This is a genomic window from Halorussus sp. AFM4, from assembly GCF_051194995.1.
In the GTDB taxonomy this organism is placed as follows: Archaea; Halobacteriota; Halobacteria; order Halobacteriales; family Haladaptataceae; genus Halorussus.
This window is the reverse complement of sequence record NZ_JBNTJT010000001.1, coordinates 1,235,349-1,249,180: the sequence shown is the minus strand read 5'-3', so window position 1 is coordinate 1,249,180 and position 13,832 is coordinate 1,235,349. Positions and strand designations below refer to the sequence as shown.

The 13,832-nt window shown below is 69.1% G+C and carries 11 protein-coding genes; 6 read left to right on the top strand and 5 right to left on the bottom strand.

What is annotated here, in order from left to right:
• Window positions 1–75 precede the first annotated feature (75 nt).
• A complete protein-coding gene (locus ACQUQF_RS06475; RefSeq protein ID WP_435176939.1) occupies window positions 76–279 on the top strand; it encodes a DUF7470 family protein in 204 nt (67 codons plus the stop codon).
• Window positions 280–433: 154 nt separating this feature from the next.
• On the opposite strand, the gene ACQUQF_RS06470 is transcribed toward ACQUQF_RS06475, so the two are convergent.
• From ACQUQF_RS06470 to rnz, 4 genes are all read right to left on the bottom strand, one after another.
• Window positions 434–1,414 (bottom strand): tyrosine--tRNA ligase, encoded by a 981-nt coding sequence (locus ACQUQF_RS06470; protein WP_435176937.1) that lies wholly within the window; start codon window positions 1,412–1,414, stop codon window positions 434–436.
• Window positions 1,415–1,527: 113 nt separating this feature from the next.
• Window positions 1,528–3,534, bottom strand: coding sequence for a DUF460 domain-containing protein (locus tag ACQUQF_RS06465; protein WP_435176935.1), 2,007 nt, complete (start codon window positions 3,532–3,534; stop codon window positions 1,528–1,530).
• 199 nt (window positions 3,535–3,733) lie between these two features.
• Window positions 3,734–5,833 (bottom strand): bifunctional metallophosphatase/5'-nucleotidase, encoded by a 2,100-nt coding sequence (locus ACQUQF_RS06460; protein WP_435176933.1) that lies wholly within the window; start codon window positions 5,831–5,833, stop codon window positions 3,734–3,736.
• Between the two features lie 185 nt (window positions 5,834–6,018).
• The gene (gene rnz, locus ACQUQF_RS06455) at window positions 6,019–6,945 is read right to left on the bottom strand and encodes a ribonuclease Z (RefSeq protein WP_435176931.1); all 927 of its coding nucleotides are present in this window, start codon (window positions 6,943–6,945) and stop codon (window positions 6,019–6,021) included.
• A 268-nt stretch (window positions 6,946–7,213) separates the two neighbouring features.
• On the opposite strand from rnz, the gene ACQUQF_RS06450 reads away from it, so the two are divergent.
• The 4 genes from ACQUQF_RS06450 (at window position 7,214) to ACQUQF_RS06435 (ending at window position 12,011) form a co-directional block, all read left to right on the top strand.
• Window positions 7,214–9,064, top strand: a complete 1,851-nt coding sequence (locus ACQUQF_RS06450; protein ID WP_435176929.1) for a DUF7282 domain-containing protein — start codon at window positions 7,214–7,216, stop codon at window positions 9,062–9,064.
• Window positions 9,065–9,208: 144 nt separating this feature from the next.
• On the top strand, window positions 9,209–10,246 hold the full coding sequence (locus tag ACQUQF_RS06445) for a DUF4382 domain-containing protein (RefSeq protein ID WP_435176928.1): 1,038 nt from the start codon (window positions 9,209–9,211) through the stop codon (window positions 10,244–10,246).
• Window positions 10,247–10,390: 144 nt separating this feature from the next.
• Complete coding sequence (locus ACQUQF_RS06440; RefSeq protein WP_435176926.1) at window positions 10,391–11,470, top strand: AAA family ATPase; 1,080 nt, start codon at window positions 10,391–10,393, stop codon at window positions 11,468–11,470.
• A gap of 103 nt (window positions 11,471–11,573) precedes the next feature.
• Complete coding sequence (locus ACQUQF_RS06435; RefSeq protein WP_435176924.1) at window positions 11,574–12,011, top strand: acyl-CoA thioesterase; 438 nt, start codon at window positions 11,574–11,576, stop codon at window positions 12,009–12,011.
• On the opposite strand, the gene ACQUQF_RS06430 is transcribed toward ACQUQF_RS06435, so the two are convergent.
• The gene (locus ACQUQF_RS06430) at window positions 12,012–13,010 is read right to left on the bottom strand and encodes a methyltransferase domain-containing protein (protein WP_435176922.1); all 999 of its coding nucleotides are present in this window, start codon (window positions 13,008–13,010) and stop codon (window positions 12,012–12,014) included.
• 195 nt (window positions 13,011–13,205) lie between these two features.
• Here ACQUQF_RS06430 and ACQUQF_RS06425 point away from each other — a divergent pair, with 195 nt between their 5' ends.
• Window positions 13,206–13,766: a TATA-box-binding protein gene (locus tag ACQUQF_RS06425; protein ID WP_115797963.1), complete on the top strand. Its 561-nt coding sequence runs from the start codon at window positions 13,206–13,208 to the stop codon at window positions 13,764–13,766.
• Window positions 13,767–13,832: the final 66 nt, after the last annotated feature.

Sequence of the window (13,832 nt, the reverse complement as noted above, 5' to 3'; positions counted from 1 at the left end):
AGGTTTAAACATGCCGTCGTCCGACACGTCGCCGGAGCAAGGGTGTTTAAGTCGCCCCCGAACACACCGCGTCCTATGCTCGATAAACTCGGAGCGAAAGGCATCGTCGGGGTGCTGCTCCTGCTCGCGGGCGTCGCGGTCATCGCGCTGCAGAACCTCATCATCGCGGCCGGCATCGGCCTGGTCGTCGTCGGCTTCGTGCTGACGGCGTGGGGGCTCGTCTCGGGCCTCATGTCGAGCTTCGGCCTCGGGGGGATGATGGGCGGCGGCTTCGAGTGAACCGGTTGCCGTCTCGGCGAACGAAGTGCGCCAGGCCCGTCGGAGCTTGCTCCCGTGGTCGTCGCTCGGGGCGCTCGCTCGCACTGCTCGTTCGGGGTACGACTGGTAGTCCTTCAAGAAGGTCGAATGTCGACCGAGAAAGGCGCCTAAACCGTCAGTTCTCTATCTCTCGCAGCTTCTCGCGGCCCGGCGCGACGAGTTCGTCGAGGTACTTCGCCAGCGCGGACTTGGCGTCGGCGGGGTGAAGTTCCCCGCTCTCTAAGTCCGACGCCAGCGCCTCGTAGTCGTCGTACTCGAGGTCGCCGCCGTACTCGTCGGGGCGCTCGACGACCACCGTCTCGAATCGGGGGAAGACGTGGTACCGGAATATTTCGAGCACCGGGTTCTCCAGATCGCCCTCCGGGTCGCGGGTCGGCGGGCAGAACGCCGAGTTGACCTTCTCCTCGATGTCCTCCGTGCTGTCCTCCATCGAGATGGTGACCCCCTCGCTGGAGGACATCTTGCCCTCGCCGGTGCCGAGGTCCGCGAGGATCGGCGTGTGGAGGCAGGGCCGAGCCTCGTAGCCGATCTCCGGGAGCTCCTCGCGCATCAGCATGTGGACCTTGCGCTGGTCCATCCCGCCGACCGCGAGGTCGAGGTCGAGGTACTCGATGTCGAGCGCCTGCATCAGGGGGTAGACCACGTGGCTGACCTTCGGGGTCTCGCCGCCCTGGATCTCGGCCATCGCGCGCTGGGCCCGGTTGAGCGTGGTGTCCAGCTCCAGCTTGTGGAGGTCGAGCGCGTAGTCCTCGTTGAGCTGGTAGTCCGAGCCGTAGACGAACTCGGTCTGGTCCTCGTCGAGCCCGTAGGCGAGGAACTGCTTGCGCATCTTCTCGGCGGTCGCCTCGATCTCCTCGAAGGTCCCCTTCCCGTTGAGGTAGGCGTGGACGTCGGCCAGCAGGACGACGACCTCCATCCCCGCGTCCTGGAGGTCGATGAGCTTGTTGGCGGTGAGCATGTGACCGATGTGGAGCACCCCCGACGGCTCGTAGCCGACGTACACCCGCTTGCCCTCGGGGTCCTCGGCGAGGGCCCGCACCTCCTCCTCGGTCACTACCTCCTCGACGTTCCGCGAGATCAACTCGTAGGCGTCCATACGCGGTCTGTGTCCCGCGCCGTGCTTTAGCGTTCCGGGACCGTGCCAACGGTTCGACCGTGCGTCGGCGCCGCGCCCGGCGGTTCTCCGAACGACGAGGAACAGCGGTTACTTCAGGGGCTCTGCCCGCTGGCCTCCGACCCGGCGTCGTAGTTCCGGTCGGCCCGGTGCTCGCTGATGAGCCGGTCGAGCTGCTCGGCCTTCCGCTCCTTCCGGCGCTCGGCCGCCCGCTCCTCCCAGTCCTCGATGACCGCCTCGACCTCGCGCTCGCGGGTGACCGCCAGCTCGTCGACCTCCTGGATGGTCACGTCGTCGGCGGGGCCGACTGGGATCTCGTTCTCGAAGAGGATCTCGTCGGCCGCGTCCGAGAGGCCGCCGTCGCCGACCAGCACGACCTCCGGGTCGACCTCGGCGAGCCGCTCGGCGGTCGACCGGCCCGCGCCCGAGGCGTCCCGGAGGTACACCACGTCGCCGGTCGCCAGCCCGAAGCTCTCGTGGGCGGCGTCGATGGCGCCCTTGGTGAACTTCTCGACGGGCTTGACCGGCGTGAGCCCGGCCTTCTTCTCGGAGACGTCGCTGAAGTTGGAGTGGTCGAGCTTCCACAGCTCCTTGAGCCGGGCGAGCTTGCCCTCCAGCTCCTCGATGCGCTCGTCCTTCTCGTCGAGCTGACGCTCCAGCCGGCTGTTCTCGCGCTCGAGCCGGGACACCTCGCGGCGCTCGCGGACCTCCTTGCGCTCCTCGCTCCGGGCCGCCTCCAGGTCGCCCTTCAGCTGGCCGATTCGGCCCTCCTTGCTCTCGATGGTGTCCTTGAGGTCCTCGACGTGGTCCTCGAGCCGTTCGACCTGCGACTCGAGCTGCTTGATGCGCTTCTCCTCGGCGGTGAGCTCGCGGGGCGTGTGCTCGGTCTCCTCCTCGTCGGACTCGTCGTCCTCCGAGAGGGCGGCCAGCGCGGTCTCGACCGAGTCCTCGCCCGCGACCACCCGGGCGGTGACCTCCCCGCGGTCCATCCGCGGGGGCACCTTCTCGGCGATGCGCTCGAACTGGTCCTCGTGGTCGTCGAAGGCGTACAGGGCCGCGGCCATCGCGTCGCGCTCGTGGTCGTTGTCGTAGTCGCGGTCCCGCGTGCGGTGCTGCTTCTCGTCGACCGGCAGGTCCGAGCCCGGAATCCACCCCGCCGCGTCGAAGCTCCGGCGGATCTTCTCGACGGTCTCGGGCATCGGCTCGACGTCGGCGGCGACCACGACCGGCCGGCCGCGCTCGATGATCCACTCGATGACGTCGGCGGTGTCGGCGGTCCGGGTGCTGAGCACGTCGAGCACGTTGCCGTCGAGGTCGACCACGGCGACCGCGGTTGTCGTGCCGGGGTCGATGCCGACCAGCACGTGGTCGCGCCGCTTCGCGAGGGGCTCGAACTCGATGCCGTCCCGGCGCTGGCGCTCGACCTCGACCCGGACGTCGCCCGAGCGCTCGTTCGACACCGGGATGTCCTCGGGCCGGCCCTCGACCTCGAACACCGCGTTCGAGAACCCGCCGTACTTCTCGGTCGCGTCGCGCTCGTAGTCCAGTCCCGCCCCGTCGAGGTCGCTCTCGATCTCCCGCGCGCGGCTCTTGACCGACCCGTGGATGCGCCGGGTGTAGCGGTCCTCGCTCCACCCGCCCTTGCCGGTCGAGCGCCCCCGCGAGACCTTCACCTCGGTGGTGTTCGTGAAGGCCGAGACCTCGTAGCCGACGTTGGCGGCCGCGAGTCGGGCGGCGGCCTCGGCCTCCTTCATCGGCTTCTTGCCGTAGGGGACGCCGTGGCGCGAGGCGACCCGCGAGAGGGGTTCGGGCCGCTCGGCGCCGGTGACCTGCACCAGCCGGGTGCCGTCGGGGAGGTCGCGCAGGAAGTGGACGAGCGCGTCCTTGTCGGACGCCAGCTCGTACATGTTGTCGGTCGCCACGAGCGCCGGCTCCTCCCGGTCGATGAGCCGGCGGAGCTTGCGGTGAGAGACCACGTCGCGGTCGACGTTCTCGCCGTCGAACGCGACGAGCGCGTAGGAGGGTGCGTCGCCGCGGACGTCCCCGCTCTGGACGTCCACGCCGAAGACGAGCGTGTCGAGCGCACTCGTGCGGGCGTTCACGGCCGGCCGTAGGACGCGGGCGGATATAAATCCGACGCGGGGTACCGATTTCGGGGTGCGAACCGGCGCTCTCGGACGGTCGAGGCGGTAGACCCTCCCGGTCAATCGAGGCGGTAATCCTCGAACCGGTCACGATTGTTGCCGATTCGACGCGAGAGAAAGGAGACGTCGGTCGGTCAGAAGCGGAAACGAGTGCCGGTCAGACGCGACGCAGCGCCACGAGCGCTGCCGCGAGGAGCGCGACGACGGCGCTCGCCGGGGCGAAGCCGGGGATGTCGGTGTGGGTATCGGCGGTCGTCGTCTCGGTCCCGTCCTCGACCGGGGCCTCCCGGGTCGTCGCCGCGGTGGTGTCGACCGTGGTGGCCGGCTCCGTGGTGGTCGCCGTGGTCGTCTCCGCGGCAAATTCACTGGCCGAGAGCTCGGCGTTCAGCACGGAGTGGTCGAAGTAGACCCGCTGGTAGGCGGAGGTGTTGTAGCCGCCGTAGATCTGGACGGTCTCACCGCCGGCCAGCGACCGGAGTTTTGCGAGGTCGAACGCGACCGTCACGGTGCCCGACTCGAACGAGGCCGACTCGGCCGCGAGGCGCTCGCTCGCGTCACCGGTCGTCGCGTAGAAGCCCGAGACGTTCTGCGTGCCGTTCGGCGCCGCCAGCGAGACGGTGACGGTGCCCTCGCTCACCTCGACCGACTCGGTCGCGACCTCGGCGTCGACCCGCCGGATGCGGTTCGCGTCGGTCGGCGAGACGGGGCTGTTCTCCCGGACGTAGTTCAGCAGCGCGGTCCCGTAGAGCGTGTGGGACTCGCTGACCACGGTGGCGTTCTCGAGCACCGAGCCGTCCCAGCCCGCCATGTAGGAGTTGACCGTGACGTTGTAGGTCTCGTCTTTCTTCAGGGGCTCGCCGCCGACCCAGACGTCCCGGATCTGATCGGTCCCGTTGTGGCCGACCCACTCGTAGGTGATGCCGCCGACCTGGAGCTGGGCCTCCGCGCCGTACTGCTGACCGGTCTCGCTCTCCAGCGGGACGACCTGGCTGACGAGCAGCTGCTCGATCTGGGCGCCGGTCAGCTCGACCGTGACCAGCGTGTTCTGGAACGGCAGGACGTTGTACACGTCGCCGACGGTCAGGTTACCGGGGCCGTAGACGCTGTTCGACCGGATGCCGCCGGCGTTGGTGATCGCGACGTCGGCGCCGGTCTGGGCCAGGAACGCGTCGCCGATCATGTTGCCCAGCGCGGTCTCGTCGTGGTAGTTCGAGGCGAACCGGGCGTCGAGCGCGACGTCGGTCCTGCCGGCCTTCTTCGAGAGCTCCGCCTTGCGGGCGTCGGTGACGAGGTTCGCGACCGTCTCGTTCTTCGTGACGTTCTCGGTCACGTCGAGCAGCCGGCCGTTCCACGCCGTCACCTCGCCGCCCTCGACGGTGAGGTTGAGCTCCGCGAGGTGCTCGGCGCGGGCCTCGGCCTCCATGATGACCGCGCCGCCGGTCTCGGCGGGCGGGTACTCGATCTCGTCGTCGCCGACCACGATGGCGTCGACGTGCTCGGTCTCGTTGGCGAGTTCCTTGGCGACGGGGACGCCGAGGTGGGCCGAGACGACCACCACGTCGACGTTCTGCTCCTGCTTGAGCATCGTGGCGTACTCGCCGGCGACCTTCGAGTAGTCTTTGAGCTCGTAGCCCGCCTCGTCGAAGTCGACCGCGGTCTTGGACTTGATCTTCTCGTCGGCCACGCCGACGATGCCGACCTTCACGCCCTGTCGCTCGACGACGGCGTAGGGCTTCGTGCCGGGGATCGGCTCGCCCGTGCTCTCGTTGACGATGTTGGCCATCAGCCACGGGAACTCCGAGGCGCTGCTGAAGTTCGCCACCGCGTCGAACCCGTAGTCGAGGTCGTGGTTCCCGACGACCTCGGCGGCCGGGTCGATCACGTTCAGCGCCTTCACGGGCACCCGCCACTGGCTGAGCGGCGAGAGCGCGTGGGGGCTGACCTGGTCGCCGCCGCCGACGACCACGGTCGGGTTGTCGTGGGCGGCCCGGCGCTGGTCGACGAGCGTCACCAGCCGCGGCAGCGTGCCGTTCTCGGCGGCCGCGGTCTGGACGTCGTTGTACGACAGGATCGTGAGCGTTGTGGAGTTGTTCTGCGGGGCCTGTACCGCGCTCGCGGCGGGTCCGACCCCGGAAGCGGCCGCGTCGCTCGCGGTCGGATTCGCGTCGTCCGGACTCGCCGCCTGCGCCGCCGCGGACGGGACCGCACCCGCGACGACGAGACATAGGACCAGCAGCAGCGATGTGGGTCTGCGCATGCAGTCGAGAGATGGCAGATGGCTGTGATAAAACCCGACTATTTCGCTATCGTACGACAAATAATATCACAGGAATCAGCTGAATTATCGGGCGGGGCGGCGGCATCGGCCGGCGACGCCGGACGACGATATGGGGCGGCGGAACGAACAGGCGGTGGGCGTGTCTCTCTCCCGGACCCGCGGCGCTACTCGTCGGGGTACGGGATCTCGCGGGTCAGCCCGTCGTCGGGGAGGAACGTCTCGCCGTCGAAGGCCTCGCGGGCCTCCGCGAGGTGGTCGGAGACGTCGCCGGCGTACCGCGAGGAGATGTGGGTCAGCGCGAGGCGCTCGGCGCCGGCTCGGTTTGCGATTTCGCCGGCCTGTCGGGCGGTCGAGTGGCCGGTGTCGCCCGCGCGGTCGGCCCGGTCGTCGGCGAAGGTGGCGTCGTGGACCAGCAGGTCGGCGCCCTCGGCGGCCTCGGCGACCCGGTCGCTCGGCCGGGTGTCGCCGGTGTAGACGACTCGCCGGCCGGGCCGGGGGTCGCCGACGACCTGGTCGGGTTCGACGACCGTGCCGTCGTCGAGCTCGACCGGGTCGCCCTCGTGGAGCTGCGAGAACTTCGGGCCGACCGGGACGCCGAGCTCCTCGGCCTTCTCGCGGTCGAACCGGCCCTTGCGCTCGTCCTCGACCAGCGCGTAGCCGACCGCGTTGGTGTCGTGGTCGGTCCGGAAGGTCCGGACCTCGTAGTCGTCGCGCCGGACCGCGGCCTCGTCGGGACCGACGCCGTAGACGTGGACCGGGAACGACGGGCGGGTGTCCGCGGCGTGGATCAGCGCGTCGATCTCCTCCTCGGTGCCGGCGGGCGTGTACACCGACAGCGCCCGGTCGCGGTCGTTGAAGTCCATGGTCTGGACCAGGCCCGGCAGTCCGAGCACGTGGTCGCCGTGGAGGTGGGTGAGGAAGACGTCCGAGATGGTGAATCCGGTCCCGAAGCGCATCATCTGGCGCTGGGTCCCCTCGCCGACGTCGAACAGCAACCGGTCGCCCTCCCGGTTGACCAGCACCGAACTCGGATTCCGCTCTGTCGTCGGCACCGCCCCACCGGTTCCGAGGAAGGTAACGCGCATCGACATCCTTCAGGGGACGTCGGGGGCCGCGCGGGAAAGCGCCTTCGAAACGAGGAGTGCGGTAATTGAAACGAAGAGCGGGGAACGTCGAATGCGGGGGCGAGGTACGCCGAATTACCCCGACGGAAACAGCGGGTTACGACCGGGTCGCCGCCGGACGAATCGCCGGATAGTCCGGGCCTAATCCGTCGTATCTGGTTGTTACGCGCGTGAACAGTCGCGTCCGTTTATTCGCGGACTCGTCGTCCGGTGCGTTGCGGACTGGGGGTTACACATGACACGTGACACAAAGACACTTAGCGCCGTCTTCATGGCGGTGCTGTTGATTCTAGCGAGCGGTACGGCCGTATCGCTCGCGGTAACGAGTAGTTCGGCACCCGACGCCGGGACGAACGCGGTCGGGATGCAGGAGACGACCACGGCGACCGACGGCGCCGAGCAGACGACGCGGGCGGCCGACGAGCAGGCCCAGCAGGACCAGGCAAGCGTCACTTTCAACCAACAGGCGTCCGGCGGTGAGCAGATCGTCATCGAGTCGGCGACGCTGCCGGAGGGCGGCTTCATCGCCATCCACGACGCCACGTACGAGGATGCCCCGCTGGCGAGCGTGCTCGGCAACTCCGTCTACCTCGAACCCGGGACCCACGAGAACGTGACCATCACGCTCGCCCGGCCCATCGCCGAGACCCAGACGCTGGTCGCCATGCCCCACCTGGACACCAACGAGAACCAGGTGTACGACTTCGTGCTCTCGACCGGCGAACTCGACGGCCCGTACACCGCCGACAACCAGACCGTGGTCGACGAGGCGAACGTGACCGTCGAGCAGGAGACGACCACGACGACCGAGGCCGCCGAGGAGACCACGACCACGGAGGCCGTCGAGGAGACGACGACTGAAGCGGTCGAGGAGACCACGACGACCGAGGAAGCCGAGGAGACGACGACCGAGGCCGTCGAGGAGACGACGACTGAAGCGGTCGAGGAGACCACGACGACCGAGGAAGCCGAGGAGACGACCACGACCGAGGCGGCTGACGGCGTTGAGGAGACGACGACCGAGGTCGTCGAACAGACGACCACCCAGCCGGCGGCCGACGCCGACGAGACCCAGCGGCTCGTCTTCCAGATCGAGCAGATGAACATCGAACGGTGGTCCTTCGTCATCGGTGACGAGGAGACCCCCGACCGGACCCAGACCGTGGGCAACCTCACGGTCCAGGACCGGCGAGTCGTCATCAACCTCACGCGGATTCTCCAGCAGAGCGCCGCCGCCCAGCAGCAGGCGCCGCCGATGACGACCCAGAGTCCCGAGCAGGTCGAGCAGATGATCGAGCAGAACCTCACGCAGGACTTCCAGACCGTCCGGTTCGTCATCCAGAACGTCCAGGTCGAGAACGTGACGTTCGTCGTCATAGCCCCGGAGAACGTGGAAATTCCGGAGCCGCCGATGATGACGACGACGCCGGCGGAACCGGGCGAGGAGACCACGACCGAGGAAGTCGAGGAGACGACCACGACCGAAGAAGTCGAGGAAACGACGACTGAGGCGGTCGAGGAGACGACCACGACCGAGGAGGCCGACGGCGTCGAAGAGACGACCACGACCGAAGAAGTCGAGGAGACCACGACTGAAGCGGTCGAGGAGACGACCACGACCGAGGAAGTCGAGGAAACGACTACGGAGGCCGCTCAGGAGACCACCACGACCGCGGCGGCCGACCTCCAGTCGTTCGAGGTCTCGAACCTGGACGCGCCCCAGAACGCGACGGCCGGCGACACCATCGAGGTGAGCGCCACCGTCTCGAACCCCAACGACCAGCAGGCGACCCAGGAAGTGGTGTTCCGGCTCCAGGGCACCGTCATCGCGCGCCAGACGGTCACGCTCGACGCCGGTGAGCAGACCACCGTGACCTTCGAGATCGACACCGAGGGCGTGCCCGCCGGCCAGTACATCCACGGGGTGTACACCCGCGACTTCGGTGAACTCGACGTCATCGTGATCGAGGAGCCGAGCGCCGAGACGACCGCGGCCGGCACCGAGACGCCCGAGGCGACCGAGACGCCCGCCGACGGCGAGACGACCCAGGTCGTCGAGGAGACGACCACGACTGCCCAGGCGTAACGCCGCCGAGGCGAACCTCGGACGCGGAGACTTCCCTTTTTTCGGCGGCCGGCGATCGTTTAACAGCGCGACGGCGGCGGGTCGCGAACGGTCGCGAACGAGAACGACAATTTATTAGGCGGAGCTGAGTCCCACCGAATCGACATGGGACGATACGCCGCCGTCTGTCTCGCAGTCGCACTGCTGCTCGCCGGTTGCGTCGGCGGGCAGGGAGGACCGGCCGCGTCGCCCGGCTCGGGCGACGCCGGAACGACGACGCCCGCCGAATCGACGACCGCGGGCGAGACGACGGGTACCGGGACGACCGCTGCGGGAACGACCGACGCCGAGACGACCGCATCCGGGGGCAGTCAGACCGCCGTGAACTTCTACCTGAGCGACGAGCGGAACGCGATGGACGACTTCGCGCACCTGAACGTCACCGTCTCCGAGATCGGCTTCCAGCGGGCCGGCGGCGGCTGGACCACTCACGAGGTGGACGAGCGCGTCGTGGACCTGACCCGGCTCCGGGGCCCGAACGCGACGCGGCTCGCCACGGTCCCGATCGAGAACGGGACCTACGAGACGGTCTTCGTCCACGTCGCCGAGGTGAACGGGACCCTCACGAGCGGCGAACAGGTCCGGGTCAAGCTCCCGAGTCAGAAGCTCCAGCTCCACCAGTCGTTCACGGTCGGCGCGAACGAGTCGGTCGACTACGTCTTCGACATCTCGGTGTTCGAGGCGGGCAAGAGCGGGAAGTACATCCTCAAGCCCGTCATCAGCGAGTCCGGGACCGACAAGGAGATAGAGAGCGTCGACGACGAGCGACCCGAGGGCGAAGCGGAGAACGACGATTCGAAGGACGGGGACGACAAGAAGGACGAGAAGGGCGAGGACGGGAACGACGCGGGCGACGAGTCCGCGCCGGAGAACGAGACGGCGCTGAACGCCACCTTCGTCGGGAACGTCACCCGCGGCGGGAACGCCACCGTCTCGATCACGCGCAACGGGACCGGCGTGGCGAACGCGACCGTCTCGGTGAACGGCGACGAGGTCGGCCTGACGGCCGCCGACGGGACGCTGACGTTCGGGGTGCCCGACGCCGACGAACTCGAAGTCGAGGTCGAGACCGAAAACGGGTCGGCGGAGCTCGAACGGACGTTCCGGACCGAGGCGAAGCGCGACGAGGGCGACGGTAACTGACCGCGCCGACCGGCGGACCGGCGCTCGGCGGGGCGGTTATCGTCGGGTCCGGCGGGCCAGTCACCGCCGCCGGGGGCGTTGCGTGCTCGCGGTTCGCAGTCCGGACCGACCGATTCTTACCCGCCGACCGCGTAGTCGCCGGTAATGGACGCGCCGCTGTGGACCGAACGCTACGCGCCCGACCTCGCCGACCTCCCCCAGTCGGACGTGCGCGAGTACCTCCAGAAGGCCGTGGACGACCCCATCAACCTGGTCCTCCACGGCCCGCCGGGAGCCGGCAAGACCGCGGCCGTGCGGGCACTGGCCCGGGAGGCCCACGCCGACCCCGACAACGACCTGACGATACTCAACGTCGCGGACTTCTTCGACCGGACGAAGAAGGAGATCCGCGAGGACCCCCGGTTCGAGCAGTTCCTCCAGGGGGAGACGGAGTTCTCCAAGCAGTTCCGGCGCGGGTCGGACAAGCGCAAGCAGTACAAGCGCCAGTGGTCGAAGCGCGACATGATCAACCACATCCTCAAGGAGTACGCGGGCTACGCGCCCTCCTCGGGCGAGTACCGGACGCTGGTGCTCGACAACGCCGAGGACATCCGCGAGGACTTCCAGCAGTCGCTGCGCCGGACGATGGAGCAGTTCCACGAGACGACCCAGTTCGTCGTCACGACCCGCCAGCCGTCGAAGCTCATCCCGCCGATCAAGTCGCGGTGCTTCCCGGTGGCGGTCCGGGCGCCGACCAACGACGAGATCGTCGACGTCCTGTCGTCCATCGCGGAGGCCGAGGGCGTCGAGTACGACGAGATGGGGCTGCGACTGGTGGCCGGCTACGCCGAGGGGAACCTCCGGGAGGCCATCCTGAGCGCCCAGACGCTCCACGAGAAGGAGGGCGAGATCACCCGCGAGACGGTCCAGACCGTCCGGGAGATCGGCATCCGGGGCCGGGTCGAGGAGATGCTCGACGACGCCGAGGCCGGCGAGTTCTCGGACGCCCGCAAGACGCTCGACGACCTGCTGGTCGACGAGGGGTACAACGGCCAGGAGGTGCTCCGGAAGGTGCTGGAGGTCGCCCGCAACTCGAACCGGTACACCGGCCGCGAGGCCGAACTCGCGGAGCTGACCCGGCTCGCGGGCGAAATCGACGTGGGGCTGGCCGAGGGGTCGAGCGACCGCGTGCAACTGGGCCACCTGCTCGCGGAGCTGGGTGCCCAGAGCGAGGCCGAGTCCTGAACCGGCCCCATACCGAATCGCCCGCCGTCCGTCGCCGGACCGACCGGCACGCGTGAAACTGGCGCACCCCGAACTCTTTGTCCTCGCCCGCGAACTCCCGGCCGTGCCCAGCCTGTCCGACACCTATCTGGAGAACCGCTTTCGAGTGCAACCGAACGACGCCAACAACGTCGAGACGCTCCACGGCGGCAACCTGATGAAGTGGATGGACGAACTCGGCGCGATGTCGGCCATGCGCTTCTCGGGCGAGACCTGCGTCACCGCGGGCGTCGACGACCTCTCGTTCCACCGGCCCATCCCGCTCGGCGAGACCGCGCTGGTCGACGCCTACGTCTACGAGGCCGGTAGGACCAGCGTGAAGGTCCGGCTCCGGGCGTGGCGCGAGGACCCCCGGACCGGCGACACCGAGCGCACCACGGGGTCGAGCTTCACCTTCGTCGCCGTGGAGGCGGACGGGACGCCCGTGAGCGTGCCGGAGCTGACCGTCGAGTCCGACGAGGAGAAGCGACTGCAGCAGGAGGCGCTCGACGCCGAAAGTTGATCAGCGGCCGGCGTCCGCGTCGTCCAGCACCGTAATGTAGCGCACCAGCGACCGGTGGACCCGGCGCTCGAACTCGTCCTCGACGGTCCAGCCGACCTCGCGGGCCGGGCCGGCCAACGACCGGTCGCCGACGACCACGGCCCGGTCGGCGACCCGCCGGGCCTCCGCGAGCGCGCCCGCGACCAGGTCGTCGAGGCCGAGGTTGGCGATCTTCGACTGGCGGCCGTAGGGCGCGTCGAACACCACGGCGTCGACGGAGTCGTCCGCGAACGGGAGGTGGGTCGCGTCGCCCCGCAGGGTGGCCCACCCGCCGGTCGCCCGGTCGTCGGAATCGAGGTACGCGGCCAGGTTCTCGGCCGCGCCGCGGGCCATCTTCGCCTGGGCGTCGGCGCCGTAGGCGGTCGCGCCGACCAGGCCGGCCTCGACCGGGACGCCGCCGGTCCCGCACATCGGGTCGAGCAGCGTCGCGCCCGGCCTGGCGCCCGCGAGGTTGACCAGCGCCCGGGCCAGTAAGGGGTCCATCCCGCCGGGCTGGAAGAACGGGCGGTCGGTGGGCTTGCGTGCGCCGTAGTCCCGGACGCTCTCGACGTCGAGCCAGCCCAGCAGGCAGGTGTCCGCGGAGAAGAGGGCGCGGAGCTCGTGGTCGGGGTCGTCCAGGTCCACCGCGAACCCGCGGTCGACAAGCACCTGTCCGAGTTCGCGTTCGGCGCGCTGGGTGTCGACGCCGGCGGTGTCCCGGACGTCGCGGGCCCGGACCGCCACGGTCCCCTCGCGGTCGAGGCCGGCGGCCTCCAGCAGGACGCGGGCCGACTCGACGTCGGCGTCGGTCTCGCCGACCAGTTCGCTGGCCCGCCGGGTGTAGGCCAGGTTCCGGACGCGGTCGGTGAGGGCGGTCGCGGTGGCGAGGCCGGGCGCGACGACCGAGACGCCGGTCGCGGCGCTGGCGGCCTCGGCGGCCGCGAACCGGTCGTCCTCGCCGGCGAGTTCGAGCGCGTACACGGTCTACCGGACTCGGCCGTCGCTCTTGGGGGTTTCGTCTGCCGGCGCGGAGGCGGTGCGCCGAGCGGCCTCGACCCCGACCCGTCCCAAAAACCCGGCCATGGCAAGGGCTTTAGATAATATAAACCCGCGAGACCACCTGTCAGCCCGGAGTACCAACCTTTATAAACCTTAAATACGACATTTAAGTCGCACATGACCGACCCAAAGGAGACCATCAACATTGAAAACGTGGTCGCCTCCACCGGCATCGGGCAGGAACTCGACCTCCAGAGCGTGGCGATGGACCTGGAGGGGGCCGACTACGACCCCGAGCAGTTCCCCGGTCTCGTCTACCGGACCCAGAACCCCAAGTCCGCGGCGCTCATCTTCCGGTCGGGCAAGATCGTCTGCACCGGCGCCAAGAGCACCGCCGACGTCCACGAGAGCCTCGAGATCGTCTTCGACAAGCTCCGCGAGCTCCAGATCGACGTGAACGAGGACCCCGAGATCGTCGTCCAGAACATCGTCACCTCGGCCGACCTCGGCCGGAACCTCAACCTCAACGCCATCGCCATCGGCCTGGGCCTCGAGAACATCGAGTACGAGCCCGAGCAGTTCCCCGGCCTCGTCTACCGCCTCGACGAGCCCGAGGTCGTCGCGCTGCTGTTCGGCTCGGGCAAGCTCGTCATCACCGGCGGCAAGAAGCCCGAGGACGCCGAGCAGGCGGTCGACAAGATCGTCTCTCGGCTCGAGGAGCTCGGCCTGCTGGAGTAGGCCGGTCGACCCCTCGCCGCCGGCGCTCCTTCGGCTCTGGGACGGCCAGTTGGGCCTCGGCGGGTC

Bases quoted from the DNA above. Each gene is read 5' to 3' on its own strand.
- ACQUQF_RS06475 (WP_435176939.1), top strand. From the start codon at position 76: ATGCTCGATAAACTCGGAGCGAAAGGCATCGTCGGGGTGCTGCTCCTG.
- ACQUQF_RS06470 (WP_435176937.1), bottom strand. From the start codon at position 1,414: ATGGACGCCTACGAGTTGATCTCGCGGAACGTCGAGGAGGTAGTGACC.
- ACQUQF_RS06460 (WP_435176933.1), bottom strand. From the start codon at position 5,833: ATGCGCAGACCCACATCGCTGCTGCTGGTCCTATGTCTCGTCGTCGCG.
- rnz (WP_435176931.1), bottom strand. From the start codon at position 6,945: ATGTCGATGCGCGTTACCTTCCTCGGAACCGGTGGGGCGGTGCCGACG.
- ACQUQF_RS06450 (WP_435176929.1), top strand. From the start codon at position 7,214: ATGACACGTGACACAAAGACACTTAGCGCCGTCTTCATGGCGGTGCTG.
- ACQUQF_RS06445 (WP_435176928.1), top strand. From the start codon at position 9,209: ATGGGACGATACGCCGCCGTCTGTCTCGCAGTCGCACTGCTGCTCGCC.
- ACQUQF_RS06440 (WP_435176926.1), top strand. From the start codon at position 10,391: ATGGACGCGCCGCTGTGGACCGAACGCTACGCGCCCGACCTCGCCGAC.
- ACQUQF_RS06425 (WP_115797963.1), top strand. From the start codon at position 13,206: ATGACCGACCCAAAGGAGACCATCAACATTGAAAACGTGGTCGCCTCC.